This window comes from Natronosalvus amylolyticus (genome assembly GCF_024298845.1).
In the GTDB taxonomy this organism is placed as follows: domain Archaea; phylum Halobacteriota; class Halobacteria; order Halobacteriales; family Natrialbaceae; genus Natronosalvus; species Natronosalvus amylolyticus.
Genome location: NZ_CP101156.1, coordinates 1,761,978 through 1,782,247, shown reverse-complemented (window position 1 = coordinate 1,782,247; position 20,270 = coordinate 1,761,978). Strand labels below are relative to the sequence as shown.

The window sequence follows — 20,270 nt, the reverse complement described above, 5'->3', positions numbered from 1 at the left end:
GTCGTCGCTGTCAGTCGTACAACACTGCGCCGTCACCGACGCTCGTCTGGTAGGCACGACTCTCGACGCCGGCGTCGTCGAAGGCGTCGATCATCGCTCCGGCGACGGCTCCCTGGCGCCCCTCGCGACAGACGGCGAGCAAGGCGGGGCCGGCACCGCTAACGGTGACGCCCGTGGCACCGGCCTCGAGGGCGCTCGTTCGAACCGCGTCGTAGCCGTCGATCAGGGCTGCTCGAGCGGGGGTCACGACGGGGTCGTCCATGCCCTGGCCGACGAGTTTGGGGTCGCTTCTGGTCATTCCGACGGAGAGGGTGGCGGCGTTGCCGACGGTCGATGCGACGTCGGTGAGCGATGCGCTGTCGGGGATGACTCCGCGGGCGTCTCGAGTCGAGACGACGATTTCCGGGAGACAGGCGACCAGCGAGAGGTCGGTGTCGACCTGCGTGACGCCGTCGTCGGTAACGATAGTGAAGCCACCAAGCAGCGAGGGGGCGACGTTGTCGGCGTGGGCGTCACCGGAAACGAGCGCCTCGCCTTCCGCGGCGGCCCCTACGAGTTCTTCCCTGCTGCGCCCCAGGTCGTAGAGGGCGTTCAGGGCAACCGCTGCACCGGCGGCGCTGGCTGCCGAGGAACCGAGGCCGGAGGCCGGCCTGACGCCTTTGTCGATGTGGATCCGTGCTGGCGCATCGAGCGCGTCGGCGACTGCGCCGACGGTGTTCTTTGCCGGGTCCTCGGGAATGTACGTGCTCCCGACGCCTGTTACCGTGATCGACGTCTCGCTCGCCCGTTCGACGCGGATCACGTCGGCCGGTGTCTCGAGTGCGAGTCCGAAGACGTCGAAGCCACTCCCCAGGTTCGCACTCGTCGCCGGTGCACGGACGGTACGCATGCACACTGGTACCCACAGCGGCCCCAAAAATGTAGCGAAGGGTGCGTCTGTTGCGTCCTTTCGGGGACACGACGGCTGCCTTCGCTCGAGTCCCCGTTTCCTCGCGCCCATCCTCGTTTCCTCGCGCCCATTCCCGTTTCCGCACGTCCAGTTCCACCGCATCGTGCGCTGGATGCCGGCGATCCCCCGCATCCACAACGCCAAAGAGCCGTGGGCTCCCCTCTCGAGACATGATCGGTGTCGTCGGCAGGACGCTCCCCGGACTCGTGTGTGCCTATCGACTCGCTCAGGCGGGTTACGACGTGTCCGTCTTCGCGGCGTCAGGCGTCGACGCCATCCCGGCACAAACCTGGCCTCCTGCCCGCCTTCATCCCTCGGACTCGAGCGCCAGGACCCTCCTCACGGACCTCAACCTCGAGGCTCGTCTCGGCTGGGACGAAGCTCGTATCGGCTTCTACGACGGCGGGACGATTCACCCGTTTAATACGCGAATCGAGCGGGCGACCCACCCGCGACTGTCACTGCGCGAGACGGCTCGCCTCGAGGCGCTGTTTGCGGGTCTCGGCCGGGATGGAGACACACGTTTCGGCATCAGTCGGTCGGTACCAATCGATCCCGAAAACTACGACGACGTTCTCCTCGAGGCGTATCTCGAGTCGGCGTCGACCGAACACACCGCAGCCGCCATCTGGACGCCCGTTGTCGAGGGTCGGTTTGGGACGGCGGCGAGTGACCTCTCGGCGGCACCGCTGCTCGAGTGGATTCGGCGGCGGCGGGAGACCCGACGACGTGGGGTACTCGAGGGTGGAGCGCAATCCCTCGTGGACGCGCTGGTGGCCGAAATCGGCGCGGAAAACGTTCGGCCTGACTCCTCGGTGACCGACATCGTGATAGAGGGGGGAAAGATGCAGTCGGTTCGCCTCGAGGGAAATAGCAGGGTGACGACACAGCCGCTCGAGGCGCTGGTTATCGCAACTGGCCCTGAAGGATTGGGCCGGCTGACCGGATACGAGGGACGGCTGACCGGATACGATGCCGGCATCGAGACGGTGACGCCGACGTGTGTGACAGTTTCGACAACGCAGGCGTTGACCGGGTGCTACGACGTGTTCCTCGCCGACTCGGCACCGTTCGACCGTATCGTCACGCCAACGGCCATCGATTCCCCGGGTGATGATCAGGGCACTCGGGCTGACGACCGGACCGTCCACACCATGGTCCGCTACGCTCGCTCGAGCGAATCGTCCACAGATTCTACTCCGGGTGCTGCTCTCGAGCGACGCTGGCTCGCGGCACTCGGCTCGCTGTTTCCGGCATTCGACCGCAGTGACCTCGAGTCGGTGGAGACCACGATTGGGACGCCAAAACCGATCACGGCACCCGGCTATCTCGAGCGAGTCGTTCCGTACGATCTGGAGGGGGCAGTCGCTGACGGCGTATTCTATGCTGGCACGGCAAGCAAGGCGACGTATCCGGAGTTACGCTTCGAGGGGGCTGTCGCTGCAGGAGAGGCCGGTGCCGAACGCGTACTGGAGACACTCCAACACGCTGAAAGCCCTTCAGAGTCGGGTTCGATATAGTCGAAGATTCACGTACAACCCGGCGAGGATGATGAGGGTGAGGCTACCGAAGATTGCGACTTCGAGGGTGGGTGGGAGGGCTTCCATGTCCGGTCGAAAGATCGCTCGAGACACAGTGGTTGGTGTGTACACGTTCACTCCTGAAGTGCGATATCACTGCTCGAGACAGTCTCTGGAGGCGGTTGATAGGTTTCGTTACTCGTCGTCAGCCACTCGGACTCGAGGCGGTCGTTCGAGGGTTTCTTCGACCTGTGTATAGACGAGGCCAGCGCCGATGGCGGTGATCAGGCCGCCGAAGAGAAACGGCACCTGGAACCCGTAGCTAATCAAGACGCCCGAAGCGAACGGCCCGAGTGCGATGCCGAATCCGAAGGCCATCGTCAGCACTGATAGCTTGGTTCCGGATTCGCCCTCGCCCGCTAAATCGCCGGCCAGCGCCAGCGACGGGGCGAACACCATCGCGCCGGCAACTCCCTGACTGAGTCGGGCGAGAAACATCATTTCCGAGGTGAGGACGAACCCTTGAACGATCGTCGTCGGAACGAGCAACACCATTCCGAGGACGATGAACGGCCGCCGACCGAATCGGTCAGACGCTCGTCCGACCGGCGTCTGGAGCAGTATCTGTGCGAGGACGAACGCCGCGAACTGCAATCCGAACCAGGTCGAACTCTGCTCGAGATGGGCGTTCACCTGTGGCTGAATCGTGGCGAACAGTGCGATCGAAGCCGCCAGAAAGAGGGTTGCGATACCGAGGGTGAAAACCGGATCGAGGAGCTTCTCTCCGGTCGGGTCCCGGACCGCAATCGCCAGGTCGTCGCTCGCGTTTGCTTTCGTGGCTTCGGGGTCGGAGACGAGCACGGTGACCATGAGGTAGCTGATGGCGGCGGTAATCGTCGCCACGTAGAACGCGGCGTCGAAGCCGCTTATCGTCAGTGACCCGATTGCCTCGAGCGCTGCAGTCGTCTCGAGTGCTGGCAGCGAGAGCGTGTAGGGGCCTGTAGCCACGACGGCCCCGGCAACGACAGGACCGGCCCCGAAGCCGATCAGCCGAAACGTGTTGTAGACGCCCATGTTGCCGCCGCGGTCGCGCGTCGTCGCGAGTTCGTTCACCAGCGCAATCGAGGTGGGGACGATGAACGCGACGCTCACCCCCTGGAGGCCACGGATGGCGAGCAACTGGGCGTAGCTTCCCGCGAAGACGTAGGCGAGGTTGGTGACCGTCAGGCCGGCGAGTCCGACGAGAATGAACGCCTTTCGCTTGCCGGCCCGGTCTGAAAGTCTACCCGTAATCGGCTGGGCGCTACTGTTGAGAAATCCGTACAGCGAGAGGATAATTCCGATGATGACGGCTTCCTCGAGGCCGAACGTCCGCCCGCCCACGACTTCGCTACCTACGTACAGCGGGATGACGATAATCAGAAACGAGTTACCGACCCCGTCGGCCATTCGGGCGAACGCCAGCGCGAGCACCCGTTGGTCGACACGAAACGCCCGAACGAGTCGACCGACTGGGTCCATTAGTAGCCGGTCGACGCTCGAGAGGGTTTACCGTTCCGGAAGCGATACGACGATCGTGTGCGGGCCCGTGACTGTCTTTCCGACCGCCAACGACGTTCAAGTCCGTTGGCGACGTGACTACGTTCGTGTCACCAGACTCGATCAAACTCAGTCGCCTCGAGCCCGCTCTCGCCGATCTCTCGTACCCGGTCTCTCGAGCGGACGCCGCCGCGGCGTTCGATGGGACCACGCTCTTGCTCGCCGATGGCGAAGCCGACCTCGGAAAGCTGGTTGCCGAAACTGGGACCGAGCGATACGAATCGAGGGAAGAGCTACAGTACAGCCTGCACAACACGCTCCCGGTCGAAGCGGTTGGCGAACGGTACCAGTCGGAAGGAGAGGGGTAGTCGTCATATCTGTGTGTCGACCGACGCTGTCTCTCACCGTTTTGATCCCTGTAGCGACGGTTTATCGACACCTCGAGTCAAAACGCTCGGCAGGGTCGTTTCGTATCACGGTCGTCGATATCGGCTGGGGTCCGCTCGAAGAACGGGCAATTAATAGGTATCGACCGCCGTAGCCGGATACATGGAATTCTGCGACGAATGCGGTTCGATGATGAAAGCCAGCGACGGCCTGTGGGAGTGTGGCAGCTGCGGATTTACCAAACCGAAAGGCGACACGGCTGCATACACGGTCACCGAAGACCAGGAAGTCACCGAAGTGATCGAATCCTCCGATGAGACCTCGCTGCCCGAAACCGACGCCCGCTGTCCCGAGTGTGGACACGACCGCGCGTACTGGTATCTCCAGCAGATTCGCTCGGCTGACGAGTCCGAAACTCGGTTTTTCATCTGTAGCAACTGCGAGCACAAGTGGCGCGAAGACGACCACTGACCGCCAGTTGAAGACCGGTCCAGATATCTGACGTCAACTGGTCGCCACCCGTCTTCCGAACACTCGAGCGGCGACTCGGTATCGAATCGATCACTCCGCTCGAGCGAGCAGCAGATAGCCGGTGTGGCCTACGGGGGCTGTCGAGGGGCGCGAACCGCGCTGGTCGAAGGTCATCTCCCGCTGAATCGTCTCTCGAGTGACGACGTTCGAGAGGCCGACCTCTCGGGCGACTTCACTCGCTTCGCGTGCGGTTTCGACGAACGGGCTGTAGACGGCGACGAAGCCGCCGTCGACAAGCAAGTCCGGCGCGTGGGCGACGATTTCGGGGGCGTTGCCCGTATCGAGCGTGAGCACGTCGAAACCCGGTCCGTCGGCCAGTTCCTCGAGGTCGTCCCGCAAATCGCCGGTGCGGACGTCGACGCTCGAGGCGACGCCGCCGAGGATCATGTTCTCGCGGGCCACGTCGGCGAACTCGGCGTTGCGTTCGTAGCTCACCACCGTTGCACCGGCGCGGGCCATCGACGCGGCCAGCACGCCCGTTCCGGTGCCGGTGTCGAGGACGCGGTCTCCCACGCTGACGCCGGTTTCGCCGATGATGAGGCCGACGTCGCGGGGAACCATCGGCGCACCGGTGCGCTCGAAGTGATGGAACAGATCCGGCCCGCGAAGTCGCCGGACGTGGAACTCGGTGCCGAGATGGGTCTCGAGTACCTGTCCGGGTTCGACGTCGATGGGAACCTCGAGAACGCCCAGATCGGAGCCGAACTCCTCGCCTGGCTGGACCAGGTGTTCGCGGTCCTCGTGGACGAGGAGTACCGGTGGCTGGTCCTCGAGGTCTGGGTTCACTGTCTCGTCCGTCGTGTCAGCATCCACTGCTGGCTCGTCCTCCGGGGCGTCTGCGTTCGAGTCTGCCACGTTACTCGAGTCGGTCGACGGCCGCGGCGAGGTCGCCGTCGACGGCTTCGAGTGCGGCTTTCGCGTCGGATTCGCTGACGCCGGTTCGGGCAGCCACGATTTCGATGTCCGACTCCGGAATCGCCGAACTATCGTCAGCGCCGCTGTCGCCAGCAGCCTCGCCGCCGGCCGCGCCGCGTTCGCGTTCTTCGGGGGTGCCGATGATCTGGTAGGTTTCCTGACCGCGGGCGTCCATCTTGGTGACGTCCGCGTCGCTGAACACGAGGTCGTGGTCTGCCGTCCGGATGATGACCTCTTCGGCCTCGAGTTCGTCGACGTCGATGCCCATCTGCTTCATCATCTGTTCCATCTTGCGCGGGTTGAGTCCGCCGCCTCCTCCAAACATACTCGAGTGGTTGCCAGCCGCGGCCAAAAACCCACCGGAACCGTACCCGCAGTCGTCGGCCTGACTTCCCGCCCCCGAGTCGAGAATTCGATCCGAACGGTACGTTCACGGCCCCCGCGAACCCATTGCGGGTATGGACGACGACGTCGATGCTGGCTCATTTGATCGCTCCGCCAGCGAGCGAAAACGGGCGGCGGCCAACGCGTTCGACGACGCCGCTGCTCACTACCTCGAGAGCGACACCCACAGCGGGGGAGCCGACCTCGAGCGACTGGCCGACTGGTGTGCCGACGCGACGAGGGCGCTGGACGTCGCAACGGGGGCCGGCCACACCGCGGGCGCGGTCGCCGCCCGGGGCGTCGATAGGGTGGTCGCCGCCGACGCCGCCCCATCCATGGTCGCGACGGCGCTCGAGGCCGACGACGGACTCGAGGGAGCGGTCCTCGACGCCGAGCGTCTGCCGTTCGCGCCAGGATCCTTCGACGCAATCACCTGCCGGATCGCCGCCCACCACTTTCCCGACCCCGTCGCCTTCGTCTCGGAAGTCGCTCGCGTCCTCGAGCCCGGCGGCACCTTCGCTTTCGAGGACTCGGTGGCCCCGGAGGACGAGGGTCTCGGCGAGTTCATCAACCACGTCGAACGGCTTCGCGACCCGACCCACGTCGAGTGCTACACGACCGAGCGGTGGCTCGGGTGGCTGCGCGCCGCTGGGTTCGAGATCGAGGCGACCGAACGCACGAAAAAGCGCCTCGACTTCGAGCACTGGGCCGACGGCCAGTCGTGCACGGGCGAGCCCCGATACGAGGTTCAACGGCTGCTCCGGGAGGCGAGTCCCGACGCGAAAGCCGCGTTCGAAATCGAGGTGGTGGATGGACGGGTGGAGTCGTTCGCGAACCACAAGTGTTTGATTCGGGCGCGTCGGCTCGAGTCGCCCAGATACTCTTGACCGGCGGTTCGTACCACCCGTACTGTCAGGCGGACCCGGCTCCGTTCCGAACGTGAACGGCCATTCCCGTCTCGAAATCCAGAATCGAGCGCCCGTCGAGTTCGGCGCGCCCGACGGCGATCACCTCGCCGCGCTCGTGGACGACGACCACGTCGTCACCGGCCCGAATCTCCTCGCCGGCCTCGAGCACGAACTTCGAGAAGACGTTCTTGCCGTCGCGAACGAAGGGCTCGCTCTCGTCGTCGACGACGACCCGATAGGCGGGATACTCGAGGGCCTCGTGGAGTCGACGGCCGCCTTCGAGGCCGAGGGTGAATCGGCCGTCGGTGCCGTAGGAGACGAGACGGCCGGCGGCAGCGTGGATCTGCTGGGGCCGACCCGAGGTCGTGCGGTCGATCTCGAGATCACTCTCTTCGTCGAGTGGAAAGAGGGCGGCTCCGGCTCCGGCCCCGAACTGGTAGTCGGCGATGGTCCGCAAGTCTGCGAACTCGTCGCCACCGTTGGACTCGGCGTGTGTGCTCATTGGTCCGTGTTTGGTGTGGCTCGAGGAAAGGGCTTCGAGTCGCACTCCGGTCTGCCTCCATCTCGGAGTGTTTGCTACTGTAACTGAAGCCAATTCAGCTAGAACGATACGTATGATATTGAAAAAAGAGCTATATGGTTTCAAATCCAAATCTACATATTATCGAAGCAATACCTCATGCTACTAAAACTGAAGTTTAGAGCAGATACGTCTCGTGGTCGCCACCCAGGTCTTCGAAATCGTCCGTGGCGTCGATGAGTTCTTCTGCGGTCGAGGCCTCGAACGCCATCACTTCGACCTTGACACCTTCGTGACGCAGGTGCGAACAGAGTCGCGAGAAGTCACCGTCGCCCGTACAGAGCACCATGGCGTCGACGTGGTTCGCGAGGGTGACGGCGTCCAGACTCATCCCGACGTCCCAGTCGGCCTTTTTGGTGCCGTCGGAAAACCGCTTGATGTCCTTGATCTTGGTCTCGAAGCCGATGTCGTACAGCGCCTCGAAAAAACTCTCCTCTTCTGGCGAATCCGCACGGATGACGTACGCGATTGCGCGTGTCAGTTCACGTCCGTCGACGGCTCCCTCGAGTAATGCAGAGTAGTCGATATTCCGGCTATAGATGCTCTGGGCCGTGTGATACAGGTTCTGTGCGTCGACGAGCACGGCGACGCGTTGGCCCGGATGAACGTCCGTCATAGCTGTACTGACACGACACCGCGTGATAGTGGTTACGCCATGGCTATCGCTACTCGAGTGGGAATCGGGAAAAGTGGTGCCACGAGCGGTTCAGGATCGAAGCTTTTCGATGCGTTTTTCGGCCGGTGGGTGGGTCGCAAACAGCGTCGCCATCAGGCCCTTGTCACCGTTGAAGATCGCCATCGCGCTGACGCTATCGTCGAGATTCGACTCCCGACCTTCCGCGCCGCGAGAGATCTTCTCGAGGGCGCGTGCGAGCGGGTCGCCGGCCCCGATCGCCTGGCGTGCGTCGTCGTCCGCGACGTACTCGCGATAGCGCGAGATGGCGAGGACGAAGATCGTGACGAGCAGGTTCGCCAGCATGGAGGCGGCCATCGCCACGACGTAGGTGCCGATGTTGCGTTCGCCACCCATGAGAACGGCGAAGTAGGCGACGTATCCGACCATCATCGCGATGGAACTGCCGATGACCATCGCCACGACGTCTCGGTTTTTGATGTGGGCGAGTTCGTGGGCGATGACACCCTCGAGTTCGTCTTTCTCGAGCAGGCGGATGAGTTCCGTGGAGACGACGACGACGCCGGCCCCCTTTCGACCGGTGGCGAAGGCGTTGGGCGTGCCCATGTCCATCACCATGAGTTTGGGCTTGTCGATGCCCATCTTCCGACTCAGTTTCTCGGTCATGAAGTGGATCTGTTGATACTGCCCCTCTTCCGGCATCGGCTCTGCGCCGCGGAGTGCGGCCCACTTGCCGATTTTATACTGGATGGCAGGCAACACGAGCAGTCCCAGTCCCACGATGGGCCAGTACCCAAAGCCAAAGACGCTCAGGGCGAACGTCGCCACGAGGAGGTAAAATCCAAAGAGGATCGTGCCGACGACGGCCATTCGAACTTTTAGTCCAAAGTCGGTCATGTGCCCTCGATTTAGGGATTCGACCGTATAAAAGTCGCGGGAATCGACCGATACAACCAATGTGGATTGACACGTTCTCCTGCACCGTCCGTTGCTGTGTCGTGTGATACCATACGAGGCAGCATTTGTCGAAAGTCACAACCGATAAGTCCGTTGCGTTCGTGGGTTGGTACATGCGCCGCGTCACACTCGAGGGTCGCTCGTCGACCGTGAGCGACGCGGCCCCTCGTTTTCTGAAAAAACGCGTGTGAGAGTGCTCGCTGCGAGGGTAGCAACCTCGTCTCGGGCGCGACTCCGAACGCACGCACGAACTTCGACCGACCAGGTGACCATCACTCGAGGCGGAGTCGACCGGTCAGACACGCTCTCGAGATCGGTCACCACACCACTCCACCGACCACACCAATGACACACGATATCGACTTTACGGGCGTCTTCCCGGCGATGTGTACGCCCTTCGACGCCGACGAACGCATCGACTTCGAAACACTGCAGACCGACGCACAGCGCCTCGAGGCCGCTGGGGTCGACGGCCTGGTTCCCGTCGGCTCGACCGGCGAGTCCGCGACGCTGACGCACGACGAACACGTCCGGGTCGTCGAGGCGGTTATCGACGCCGTCGACGACGTTCCAGTCATCGCGGGCACCGGTTCGAACAATACGCGTGAAGCGCTCGAACTCTCCGAACGAGCGGCCGACGCCGGTGCCGACGGCCTCCTCCTGATTTCCCCGTACTACAACAAGCCCGAACAGCAGGGCTTCCTCGAGCACTACCGGACCATCGCGGACGCCGTCGACGTGCCACAGATCGTTTACAACGTCCCCTCCCGAACGGGACAGACGATCGAACCCGACACCGTGGTCGAACTGGCTTCCCATCCAACGATTGCGGGGTACAAGGCAGCAGAGGGTGACCTCGGCGTTATCGGCGAAATCGTCGAACGAACGACCGAGCACGATTTTTCGGTCCTCTCCGGCGACGATGCACTCACGTTGCCGTTGCTGTCGGTCGGCGGGAGCGGCGCCATCAGCGTCGTCGCGAACATCGAACCCGAGCGAACCGTCGCCATGGTCGGGGCCGCACTCGAGGGTGACTACGAGCGCGCTCGGGCGATCCATCACGAACTCGGGCCGCTGATGCGCGAACTGTTCGTCGAGACCAACCCGATACCGGTCAAGGAAGCGATGGAAATCCGCGGCTACGGGCCCGGTCGACTGCGATCGCCGTTGACGCGCCTGCGCGAGGAGAACCGCGAACCCCTCGAATCCATTCTCAACGACCTCGAGACGGCCGACGTTTCGAGGGCGGAGGCCGAGTAATGAGTGTCAGCGTCGGCGTAACCGGAGCAACCGGTCGAATGGGCCAGGCCGTGCTCGAACGCGTCCTCGAGCGAGAGGACTGTTCGCTTGCGTTCGCGGTCAACCGATCCTCCGACGTCGAGACCGTCGCAGGCATCGAAATCGAATCCGCACTCGAGTTCGTTCCGCTCCTCGAGGAACGCGAACCGGACGTCGTCGTCGACTTTACCGGCCCGGAATCGACGCTCGAGTACGCGAGTGCGTGTGCGGAGGCGGGCGTCGCGTTCGTGACGGGGACGACCGGCTTTTCGGCCCCCCAGCGTAATCAACTCGAGGCCTACGGTGACGCGATTCCGTTGCTCCACGCACCGAACTTCGCTCGCGGCGTCCAGACGCTCGTCGACATCATCGGCGACGCCGTCTCGAGTCTGCCTGGCTACGACGTCGAACTGGTCGAGACACACCACAACGGGAAGCGAGACGCACCGAGTGGCACCGCGAACAGACTGCTCGAGGAGATCGAATCCGCGGGTGACTTCACGGGACGAACGCACGGTCGCGAGGGTGACCAGCCCCGCGAAGCTGGTGAAATCGGCGTACACGCCCTGCGCGCGGGCTCGATAACCGGCGAACACGAGGTCGTGGTCGCGGGTAACCACGAGGAACTGCGATTGACCCACCGGGCCGAAGACCGCGGCGTGTTCGCTGCGGGGGCCGTCGACGCGGCCGTCTGGCTCGCGGGGAAAGAACCGGGCCAATACGACTTTTCGACCGTCACCTCATCGTAACCATCAATACCCAAACACAGCCACTACTATCCATATATGTCCACTAACGCACTCGAATCTGAAATCACCGAACTATGGAATCGCTACCAGACCGACGACGTCGACGAATCGACCGTCAGCGAAGACGAACTGGCCTCCCTCGGCGCGTTTCTCGACGCACTCGAGGCGGGCGACGTCCGGGCGGCCGAACCTCGCGGCGGAGAGTGGCAGGTAAACGCCTGGGTCAAACAGGGTATCCTGCTCACGTTCGGTCTCCACGAAACCCGCGTTCGAGAGTACGGCGATGTCGCGTACAACGACGTCCTCCCGCTTGCTCAGACGGCGGATTTCGGCGACCGTGGCTCGAGAAACACGCCCGACGGGACCGTCGTTCGTCGGGGCGCTCGCGTCGGCTCGAACTGTATCCTGATGAGCCCCTCGTTCGTCAACATCGGCGCACACGTCGGCGACGGTGCGCTCGTCGACTCCTGTGACACTGTCGGCTCCTGTGCGCAGATTGGTGAGAACGCCAAACTCGGCGCGAACACGCTCATCGGCGGCGTCCTCGAACCGGTCGAGAACGCGCCGGTCATCGTCGAAGACGGCGTTTCCCTCGGCGCTGGCTGTCGGGTCACCTCCGGCTTCGTCGTCGGCGAGAACTCCGTCGTCGGCGAGAACACGCTCCTGACACCGCGAATCCCGGTGTACGACCTCGTCGAGGAGGAGGTGCTGTACGGCGAACTGCCGCCCGAACGGCGGGCCTTTACGCGCTTCGTCGAATCGTCCATCGGGGACCACGACCTGTTCGAGGGCGGGGCCTACAAGCCAGCCGTGGTCGCCACGGCGCTCGAGGACCGCACCCTCGAGCGCTCGGAACGCGAAGAGGTGTTACGGGATCAATGAGCGACGCCGTATCGGACGCATCGAACTCGCAAATTCGTCGCCTGGCCGACTGGGACGCGAGCCGACTTCGCGACCTGGCCGACGACCACGGGACGCCGCTTTACGTCCTCGACCGCGAGCGAGTGCGCCAGAACTACGCCCGCCTCGAGGCCGCCTTCCCCGATGCGGAGGTGCTGTACGCGGCGAAGGCCAACGCGCTCGGCGACGTCCTCGAGACCGTGCTCGAAGCCGGTGGTGGTATCGAGTGTGCGTCCGCGGGAGAACTCCGCCGAGCGCTCGCGGCCGGAGCAACGGGTGACCAGGTCCATTACACGGCCGTCAACCCGCCAGCGGCGGACCTGGATATTGCCGTCGAGGCGGCAGCCGAGCAGCCACGAATGACGATCACTGCCGGCGCCGAGGATACCATCGACCGACTCGCCGAGCGCGGCTACGACGGACGGCTCTGTCTGCGGGTGAATCCCGGTATCGGTGCCGGGCACCACGAAAAGGTGCGAACCGGGGCCGATGCCAAGTTCGGCGTCCCGGCCGAGCGCGCCGTCGAAACCGTCCTCCAGGCCGCCGAACGCGGCTTCGATGTCGTCGGCATTCACGCACACGTCGGGTCCGGCGTCTCGAGTGACGACCTCGAGGCCCACCGCGAGTTCGTCTCGCGGATGGGTGACCTCGCTCGGAACGTGAACGAGGCGCTCGAATCGGCCGCGACGGATTCGAGTACCGCTGAATCGGCCGTCTCGAAGGGTCTCGAGTTCGTCGACGTCGGTGGCGGCTTCGGCGTCCCCTACCGTGAAGCCGACGCACCACTCGATCTCGAGGCGGTCGCGACGGCTACTCGAGACGCGCTCGGACCACTCGACGCTCGACTGACGATCGAACCGGGCCGTTATCTCGTCGCCGACGCGGGCGTCTTGCTCACGCGCGTCAATACGGTCAAACCCGCACCCGAAACGACCGTCGTCGGCGTCGATGCCGGGATGACGACCCTCCTACGGCCCGCGATGTACGGCTCCTATCACCCGATCTGTAACCTCGCTTCCGATGTCGACGACCGGTCGACCCTCGAGCAAACCGTGACCGGGCCGATCTGTGAGAGTGCGGATGTCTTTTGCACTGACCGGCGGCTGCCCGAAAGCGCCCGCGGCGACCTGCTCGCTATCGGGAACGCCGGTGCGTACGGCTACGAAATGGCGAGCACGTACAACTCTCGGCCGCGGCCCGCCTCGGTCGTGTTCGAGGCCGACGGCTCGAGTCGAATTGCCCGGCGTCGGGAGACGCTTGACGATGTGGTCCGCCTCGAACGCAGTGGCGAGGAGCGCCAGACGCAGTCGGCGGAAACGGCCGGCTCGCCGGAGGTGCGCCGATGAGTGCGTTCGCCGACATCCCTTTCGAGAAGTACCACGGCACCGGAAACGACTTCCTCGTTATCGACGCTGAGACGTACGTCCCCGACCGACGGGGACTGGCGGCCCGCGAGTGCAACCGCGAGGCCGGTGTCGGTGCCGACGGGGTTCTGTATCTCGCGCTCGAAGACCAGTACTCGCCGCCTCGCGTCATTATGACGCTCGTCCAGCCTGACGGTGGCACCGCACCGATGTGTGGCAACGGGGCACGCGTCGCGGGCCAGTGGGCGATGGAACGCACCGGCAGCGACGAGGTCATGATCGACACGCAGTCGGGCACCCGCCACGCCGCCCGGGAGGGAGACCGGATCGCCGTCGAAATGGGCGTGCCGACGTTTCAGCCGCGGGGTATTCCCGCCACGGCCGAGGGTCCACTGCTCGAGATCGAAATCGCGGGTCTCGAGGTGAGCGTGGTCAACACGGGCGTCCCGCACGCGGTCGCGTTCGTCGAGAACGTCCCGGACGAGTACGTCGATGAAGACGCGCTCGAGGCGGGCGTCGATCGCCTCGACGCGGTCGATCTCGATGCGGTGGCAAAGCCCGTTCGCCACGCCGATATCTTCCCACTGGGGACGAACGTCGTGCTCGCGAGTGCGAACGACGAGGGCGGCTTCGACCAGCGAACGTTCGAGCGCGGAGTCGAGGGCGAGACCGATGCCTGCGGGACGGGTGCCGTCGCCATCGCCGCCGTCGCTCGCCGACTGGGCATGGTCGAGGCGGACGAACCGGTTCCGATCAGTCCCATCGGCGGCGACCTCGAGATCACCTTCGATGGCGAGCGAGCGACGCTCATCGGTCCGGTCGTCCACGAGTTCGACGGCACCGTCAAAAGCACCCACTTCTCGTTCGAGCCGTGACGGGGGAACACACTGACTTCGACTCGCTTGCGTTCCTCGAAGAAAGCGTCGCGATTCCCTCCCACCCTGACGCTGGCGTCGAGCGGATGCGGGCGCTGCTGGTCGACACGCTCGAGGAACACGGTTTCGACCCCTCGGTTGACTCGGCCGGAAACGTGCTGGTGACGCGCACCGATGGCTCCTCGCCATCCCGTTCGTACGTATTGAACACCCACATCGACACCGTCTCGCCCCACGTTCCGCTCGAGGTGACCGACGACGAGATTCGGGGCCGTGGCTCCTGTGACGCCAAAGGCCAGGTCGCGACCCTGCTCGGAGCGTTTCTCACGGCCGACCTCGAGGACACGCAGGTGACCCTGGCGATTACGCCGGACGAGGAGATCCTGTCGACGGGTGCGCACGCGCTGGTCGAGGAGAACATCGACCTGTTCGACGAAGCCGACGCCGTCATCGTCGGCGAACCGACCGGACTCGACGTCTGTACGGCCGCCAAAGGACGTTTCGAGGGGACGATTACGCTATCTGGAGCCAATGCGCACGCCGCCGAGCCACAGTCGGGTGTCAACGCGATCAGCGCACTCGAGGGGGTTCTCGGCGCACTCGAGACGTTCGATGCACGGTCAGACGCGCCCCCCGTCCATCCACAGCTCGGAGCACCGACGCTCACGCCGACGGTCGTCGAGGGCGGTGACGCGACCAATCAGGTGCCGGATGCGGTTCGGCTCATCGTCGACCGCCGGAGCGTTCCACCCGAGACGACGACAGACTTTCGGACGGCCCTGCTCGCCCACCTTCGTGATTCGGTTCCCGACGGGGTGGGCGTCGACTTCGCGTTCACCGAGCGCCCGACGCCGTTCCTCGAGGCCTGGGAGACCGACGCGAGTGTACCCGTGGTCGAAACCCTGCAATCGGCGTGTGGTGGCGACGTTCGGCCCTTTAGCGCAGCCACGGAGGCTTCGTACTTCGCCGCACACGCCCCGACGGTCGTCTTCGGGCCGGGCGTGCTGGCTGACGACGAGGGCGCGGTTGCCCATTCCCCGCGCGAGTACGTCCGGACGGCGGACGTGCTCGAGGCCGTGTCGGCGGTGCGAAGCGTGCTGGAATCAGCGTGAGCGGCGACCGCTCGAGGGTCTGGCCGCGCATTGCCCCACTGCGTCGACGATTCAGATGACTTATAGGGTTTTCCTCTGAGGTGTGGATATGGCTTTTTCTAGCCCGCTCTCTCGACAGGATCTCGGGCTTATTTTGGCCCCCGTTTGCTTTCTGGGCATCTACTTTACCTCCCCATTCGGCCTCTCGCTCGAGGCGACGGCCGTGCTCGCCAGTACGGCCTGGGTCATCCTCTGGTGGGTGACAGAAGTGATTCCGATTCCGGTTACCTCGCTGTTGCCGGTCGTTCTCTTTCCGTTGACCGGCGTCACGACCGTCGGCGGTGCCACCGCACCCTACGCCGACCCCATCGTGTTCTTGCTCCTCGGGGGCTTCCTGCTCGCGCTGGCGATCGAACGGTGGAACCTGCACCATCGACTCTCCTTGTTGATCCTCTCGGCGGTTGGGACCAGCGCCAGGGCGCTCGTTCTCGGGTTCATGGCCGCGACCGCGTTCCTGTCGATGTGGATCTCGAATACGGCGACGGCGATGATGATGGTTCCCATCGGTTCCGCCGTGATCGTCGAACTCACCGCTGTTGGCGGTCGACGCAACCCGCCGCTGGAGCGCGAGGATATCGTGGAACCCAACGACCCCCTGGACGTCGAGGGAGAACTCTTCCACAGCCTCGAGGAGGACCCGGAGTCGCTCCCGAACACCTCCTTCGGGCTGGCACTGATGCTAGCCATCGCCTACGGCGCCTCGATCGGCGGGGCCGCGACGTTGATCGGTAGCCCGCCGAACGCAGTGTTGGCCGGCGTCGCTGAATCGAACCTCGGCGTTCAGATAGGCTTCCTCGAGTGGATGCTGGTCGGCGTGCCACTCGCGGTCGTCTTTTTGGTCGTGACGTGGCTCTTGCTCGTGGCAGTGCTTCGCCCGACGGTCGACAGCCAACCCGGACGCGAAGATGTGATCGACCGACAGCTGAGCGAACTGGGGTCGATGACGATGGGGGAACGACGCGTCCTTGCGGTGTTCGGCCTCGTCGCCGGGGCGTGGATCCTCCGCCCGTTCCTGATCGAGCCCGTCCTGCCGACGGTCACCGACGCGATGATCGCCGTCGCCGGCGCGATCCTCGTCTTCCTCGTGCCCGTCGACGGCGAGCGCTTGCTCGACTGGGAGTACACGTCTCGAGTGCCGTGGGGCGTACTCTTGCTGCTCGGTGCCGGGTTTTCGATCGCGCGCGGCTTCCAGGTGAGCGGGCTCGACACCATCGTCGCGGACGGTATCATCAGTCTGGGTGTCACGGAACTCGCCGGCATGGTAATCTTGCTCGCAACGGTTGTCTGCCTGCTGACGAACGTCACCTCGAACACGGCGACAGCGTCGTTGTTCATGCCGATCACGCTGAGTATCGGTCTCGCGACCGGCGTCGCACCGCTAACGCTGATGGCGACGGCCGCCTTCGCCGCCTCCTTCGCGTTCATGCTCCCGGTGGCGACCGCTCCGAACGCGATCGTTTTCGCCAGCGGCTACATGACCATCCCGGAGATGGCGAAAGTCGGGCTGGTCATCACGATTCCGGCTATTCTCGCTATTTCCGTGTTCGCCATCTGGTGGCTTCCACTCGTCTGGTCGTAGCCCGCTCGTCGAAACAGGGATGTGCCGATGGCGGGTAGATTCGAAGTATGACCGACGAACTGACGCTCGAGGTCGATACGGACGAACCGCCGGAATCGACACTGATCGTCGCCTTCCCCGGGCCCGGGATGGTCGGTATTTCGGCGGCCCAGTATCTGATCGAACAGCTGGAACTCACGGAGACGGGGCACATCCAGACGGGCGGGCTGCCGGCGATCACGCCGTACGTCGACGGCAGACCCTACCACCACACTCGACTGTTCTCGAGCCCGGGCCTCGAGTGTACGCTGCTGATCAGCGAACTGCCGATTCCGGTGCAGTTGTCCGAACCGTTCGGGCGAATTCTGCTCGACTGGATCGACGAACGGGCGGTCGAAGAGGTCACCCTGCTCACCTCGATCCCGGGCCTGGAACCGGCTAGCGAGCTGTGGTACGTCGCATCGGATGATTACCGGGACGTTCGACTGTCCGACGTCTCGATACCGCCGCTACAGGGGGGATTTTTGACTGGGAGCAATGCGAGCCTCGTCGCTCGGGCGATGGACACGAGTCTTCGCGTGGGCGTGATCGCGGCGTCGGTCGATCCGGGGTTGCCCCTCGACGCAAACGCCGCGTTGCGTCTCGTCGAAGGAATCGATCACCTGTACGGATTCGACGTCGATACGACCCAACTTCGGGAATTCGCGGATCGAACCAAACAACACTACCAGGGCCTGATGGCCCAACTCGAGGCCCAACAACGGCCGCAGTCGAAAATGACGGACGATTACGGATTCATGTGACGTTCACGAGTACGGGTTCGTATGGCGGTTTTTCGCTCGAGCAGGAAACGAAAAACTGCTGTTAAATTCCCCAGAGGTAGACGATCCCTAGCGTCGTCACGACCGCGAGCAACAGCTGTAATGGGCCACCGACTTTCAGAAAGTCCGTGAACTCGTAGCCGCCGGGCCCGTACACCATCAGGTTCGTCTGATAACCGACGGGCGTCATGAACGACGTCGCCGAGGCGAACATCACCGCGAGCAGGAACGAAAATTGGGACGCGCCCAGACCCGAGGCGGCGTCGACGGCGACGGGAATCATCAACACGACGGTCGCGACGGGCGTGATGACGTTCGCGAGTAGCCCCGTGACGAGGAAGAACAACAGCAACACCGCCACGAGCGGGAGGAACTCGGCCGTTCCAACGAGGCCGCTTGCAAGAACCTGTGAGCCCCCGGTTGCCTCGAGGGCGACGCCCAGCGGAATCACGCCGGCGAGCAGGAAGATGATGTTCCAGGAGACGGCGTCGTAGGCGTCTGTCGTGGACAGACAGCCAGTGACGACCATCAGAACGACGCCGGCAAGGGCGGTGATGACGATGGGGGCAAGCCCGAGGGCGGCGGTGCCGATCACGCCGGCCATAATCGCGACCGCAACCGGCGTCTTCGCCGAGAGCGGGGCCAGTTCGTCCAGGTCGGTCTCGAGCAATCGATCGAAGGCGTCCTCTTCGATCACGAGGAGGTCGCTCGTGTGCGCCAGGTGTTCGATGGTATCAGGAATCGTCTGGACCAGGAGCAGGTCGCCGGCCTCGAGACGGACGTGCTGGAGGTCCTTGCGAAGCAATTCTCCTTCACGACGAATCGCCAGCACTGTCGTCCGATAGAACGAACGAAGCCGAGTTTCCGCGAGCGATTTCCCGATGAACGGGGAGTCAGTCGGCACGACGGCTTTCGCGAGCAGGTCGTCGCTCGGGGCATCTTCGAACGTGGCTTCGGTCACGGACACGCGCGGTAGCTGGCGCAAGCGCTGTTCGTCGCCAAAGCGGTTGACTGCCTGTAACGTGCCGTGTACGGTCAAGATGTCTCCCTCGCGAATTCGCTGGTCGGAACGAACGCCGACGTACGTCTCGAGGGACTGGTCACTGCGCTCGACCTCGAGTGCAGCGGCCGCCGGTTCCGACCCGGTTCCTGTTTCGGGCTGCGTTGGGTCGGTGTTGGATGTCGATTCGGGCTGCTTGGCGTCCGTATTGGATGCCGATTCCGATCGATTATCGGGTTCGGTATCGGATGCCGCATCGTCCCGATTCGTCTGCTCGGTCCGTTGACTCAGTTCACGTCGCTCTCGGTTCGCTTCCTGTTCGCTCGAGTCGGCTGTCGTGTCGTCGTACTCGAGTACGTGGCTGTCTCCTCTCGGTTCGTCCTCACCCTCACGCCGAAGCTGGAGGACTCTCACGTTCGCGTCACTACGCTCCTCGAGTTCGCCGATGGTGAGGCCCACGACGGGGGATTTCGAGCCCACGCGAACCTTCCCGAGGTGATCCTCGAGGTCGAACTCGGTCACCAGGTCGGCGTCGACGGGGACGCGGGCGGGCGTCAGCCACCAGCCGACGGTCGCGAGGTAGGCAAGTCCGACGAGCAGGATGACGAGGCCGAGTGCACTGAACTCGAACATCCCGATGTGGTCTCTCCCGAGCAAGTCGACGGCGAACTCGCTGGCGAGCAGGTTCGTCGACGTCCCAATGAGCGTCAGCGTCCCGCCAAGAATCGCGGCGTAAGAGAGCGGCAAGAGAAGTTTCGACGGTGAGACGCCGGTCTTCTCGGCGAGTTCGGAAATCATCGGAATGAAGATGGCGACGACCGGCGTGTTGTTGATAAACCCGGCGATGGGTCCCGTGGTCGCAATCGTCGCGAGCAGGGCCCGGCGGTCGCTCCCTTTGACGAATCGGGCGAGATAGACGCCGAGTCGCTGGACAAGCCCGGTTCCCTGAATCCCCGCACTGAGCATGTACATCGCGACGATGGTGATCGTCGCCGTGTTTGCAAAGCCCGAAATAGCTGCTCGAGAGCCGACGCCCGTCAGCGGTTCGAGGAGGGCTAGCGCGACGATAATACCGATGGCCGTCATATCGTTCGGAATCACCTCGGAGACGAACAACACGAGCGCAACCGCGATGAGGCCGAAGACGACCAGCGCGCCGGTGGAGACGCTCTCGAGAATCATTCGAAAGCACCGCTGACTCTGTCCTTCGGTGTGAACCCCTGCGGGTCGAATCGACGGGACACACATTCTCGTCGTCAGGGCGGTCATA

20 protein-coding genes are annotated in these 20,270 nt (G+C 64.0%); 12 read left to right on the top strand and 8 right to left on the bottom strand.

All coding sequences use genetic code 11. The features are described 5' to 3' along the window. Positions 1 to 10: 10 nt before the first annotated feature. Positions 11 to 889 carry a homoserine kinase gene (locus NLK60_RS08375; protein WP_254807352.1) on the bottom strand — a complete coding sequence of 293 codons (879 nt, stop codon included), beginning with the start codon at positions 887 to 889 and terminating at the stop codon, positions 11 to 13. A 230-nt stretch (positions 890 to 1,119) separates the two neighbouring features. On the opposite strand from NLK60_RS08375, the gene NLK60_RS08370 reads away from it, so the two are divergent. Continuing rightward, positions 1,120 to 2,469, top strand: a complete 1,350-nt coding sequence (locus NLK60_RS08370; RefSeq protein ID WP_254807351.1) for an FAD-dependent oxidoreductase — start codon at positions 1,120 to 1,122, stop codon at positions 2,467 to 2,469. 195 nt (positions 2,470 to 2,664) lie between these two features. Here the strand turns inward: NLK60_RS08370 and NLK60_RS08365 are convergent, their stop codons facing one another. Next, on the bottom strand, positions 2,665 to 3,990 hold the full coding sequence (locus NLK60_RS08365) for an MFS transporter (protein WP_254807350.1): 1,326 nt from the start codon (positions 3,988 to 3,990) through the stop codon (positions 2,665 to 2,667). Between the two features lie 125 nt (positions 3,991 to 4,115). Between NLK60_RS08365 and NLK60_RS08360 the strand changes: the two genes are divergently transcribed. Both NLK60_RS08360 and NLK60_RS08355 read left to right on the top strand, forming a co-directional pair. Further along, positions 4,116 to 4,376 carry a DUF5789 family protein gene (locus tag NLK60_RS08360; protein ID WP_254807349.1) on the top strand — a complete coding sequence of 87 codons (261 nt, stop codon included), beginning with the start codon at positions 4,116 to 4,118 and terminating at the stop codon, positions 4,374 to 4,376. Between the two features lie 181 nt (positions 4,377 to 4,557). Beyond that, on the top strand, positions 4,558 to 4,866 hold the full coding sequence (locus NLK60_RS08355; protein ID WP_254807348.1) for a transcription factor S: 309 nt from the start codon (positions 4,558 to 4,560) through the stop codon (positions 4,864 to 4,866). Positions 4,867 to 4,956: 90 nt separating this feature from the next. Here the strand turns inward: NLK60_RS08355 and NLK60_RS08350 are convergent, their stop codons facing one another. Together NLK60_RS08350 and NLK60_RS08345 are read right to left on the bottom strand one after the other, a co-directional pair. Continuing rightward, entirely contained in the window at positions 4,957 to 5,739 is a 783-nt protein-coding gene (locus NLK60_RS08350) for a methyltransferase (RefSeq protein WP_254810447.1), read from the bottom strand. A gap of 43 nt (positions 5,740 to 5,782) precedes the next feature. Beyond that, positions 5,783 to 6,166, bottom strand: a complete 384-nt coding sequence (locus NLK60_RS08345; RefSeq protein ID WP_254807347.1) for a nascent polypeptide-associated complex protein — start codon at positions 6,164 to 6,166, stop codon at positions 5,783 to 5,785. Between the two features lie 133 nt (positions 6,167 to 6,299). Here NLK60_RS08345 and NLK60_RS08340 point away from each other — a divergent pair, with 133 nt between their 5' ends. Beyond that, positions 6,300 to 7,112 (top strand): class I SAM-dependent methyltransferase, encoded by an 813-nt coding sequence (locus NLK60_RS08340; protein WP_254807346.1) that lies wholly within the window; start codon positions 6,300 to 6,302, stop codon positions 7,110 to 7,112. Positions 7,113 to 7,137: 25 nt separating this feature from the next. On the opposite strand, the gene NLK60_RS08335 is transcribed toward NLK60_RS08340, so the two are convergent. The 3 genes from NLK60_RS08335 to NLK60_RS08325 all read right to left on the bottom strand — a co-directional run bounded on the left by NLK60_RS08335 (position 7,138) and on the right by NLK60_RS08325 (position 9,244). Further along, the gene (locus tag NLK60_RS08335; protein WP_254807345.1) at positions 7,138 to 7,635 is read right to left on the bottom strand and encodes a PUA domain-containing protein; all 498 of its coding nucleotides are present in this window, start codon (positions 7,633 to 7,635) and stop codon (positions 7,138 to 7,140) included. 196 nt (positions 7,636 to 7,831) lie between these two features. Beyond that, entirely contained in the window at positions 7,832 to 8,329 is a 498-nt protein-coding gene (locus NLK60_RS08330) for a LabA-like NYN domain-containing protein (RefSeq protein ID WP_254807344.1), read from the bottom strand. Positions 8,330 to 8,419: 90 nt separating this feature from the next. Beyond that, a complete protein-coding gene (locus NLK60_RS08325; protein ID WP_254807343.1) occupies positions 8,420 to 9,244 on the bottom strand; it encodes a M48 family metallopeptidase in 825 nt (274 codons plus the stop codon). Positions 9,245 to 9,649: 405 nt separating this feature from the next. Between NLK60_RS08325 and dapA the strand changes: the two genes are divergently transcribed. From dapA to NLK60_RS08285, 8 genes are all read left to right on the top strand, one after another. Then, positions 9,650 to 10,564: a 4-hydroxy-tetrahydrodipicolinate synthase gene (dapA, locus tag NLK60_RS08320; RefSeq protein WP_254807342.1), complete on the top strand. Its 915-nt coding sequence runs from the start codon at positions 9,650 to 9,652 to the stop codon at positions 10,562 to 10,564. Continuing rightward, positions 10,564 to 11,331, top strand: coding sequence for a 4-hydroxy-tetrahydrodipicolinate reductase (gene dapB / locus NLK60_RS08315; RefSeq protein ID WP_254807341.1), 768 nt, complete (start codon positions 10,564 to 10,566; stop codon positions 11,329 to 11,331). The genes dapA and dapB overlap by 1 nt, the downstream gene beginning before the upstream one ends. Positions 11,332 to 11,367: 36 nt before the next feature. Next, positions 11,368 to 12,213 (top strand): 2,3,4,5-tetrahydropyridine-2,6-dicarboxylate N-succinyltransferase, encoded by an 846-nt coding sequence (locus NLK60_RS08310; RefSeq protein ID WP_254807340.1) that lies wholly within the window; start codon positions 11,368 to 11,370, stop codon positions 12,211 to 12,213. Then, the gene (lysA, locus tag NLK60_RS08305; RefSeq protein WP_254807339.1) at positions 12,210 to 13,577 is read left to right on the top strand and encodes a diaminopimelate decarboxylase; all 1,368 of its coding nucleotides are present in this window, start codon (positions 12,210 to 12,212) and stop codon (positions 13,575 to 13,577) included. Before NLK60_RS08310 ends, lysA begins: the two co-directional genes overlap by 4 nt. Further along, positions 13,574 to 14,470 carry a diaminopimelate epimerase gene (gene dapF / locus NLK60_RS08300; protein WP_254807338.1) on the top strand — a complete coding sequence of 299 codons (897 nt, stop codon included), beginning with the start codon at positions 13,574 to 13,576 and terminating at the stop codon, positions 14,468 to 14,470. The genes lysA and dapF overlap by 4 nt, the downstream gene beginning before the upstream one ends. Next, on the top strand, positions 14,467 to 15,582 hold the full coding sequence (locus NLK60_RS08295; RefSeq protein WP_254807337.1) for a M20 family metallopeptidase: 1,116 nt from the start codon (positions 14,467 to 14,469) through the stop codon (positions 15,580 to 15,582). The genes dapF and NLK60_RS08295 overlap by 4 nt, the downstream gene beginning before the upstream one ends. An 88-nt stretch (positions 15,583 to 15,670) precedes the next feature. Beyond that, on the top strand, positions 15,671 to 17,200 hold the full coding sequence (locus NLK60_RS08290; RefSeq protein ID WP_254807336.1) for an SLC13 family permease: 1,530 nt from the start codon (positions 15,671 to 15,673) through the stop codon (positions 17,198 to 17,200). Between the two features lie 47 nt (positions 17,201 to 17,247). Beyond that, positions 17,248 to 17,982 carry a proteasome assembly chaperone family protein gene (locus tag NLK60_RS08285; protein WP_254807335.1) on the top strand — a complete coding sequence of 245 codons (735 nt, stop codon included), beginning with the start codon at positions 17,248 to 17,250 and terminating at the stop codon, positions 17,980 to 17,982. 61 nt (positions 17,983 to 18,043) lie between these two features. Here NLK60_RS08285 and NLK60_RS08280 read toward each other — a convergent pair whose 3' ends face one another. Beyond that, the gene (locus NLK60_RS08280) at positions 18,044 to 20,182 is read right to left on the bottom strand and encodes an SLC13 family permease (RefSeq protein WP_254807334.1); all 2,139 of its coding nucleotides are present in this window, start codon (positions 20,180 to 20,182) and stop codon (positions 18,044 to 18,046) included. Positions 20,183 to 20,270 lie beyond the last annotated feature (88 nt).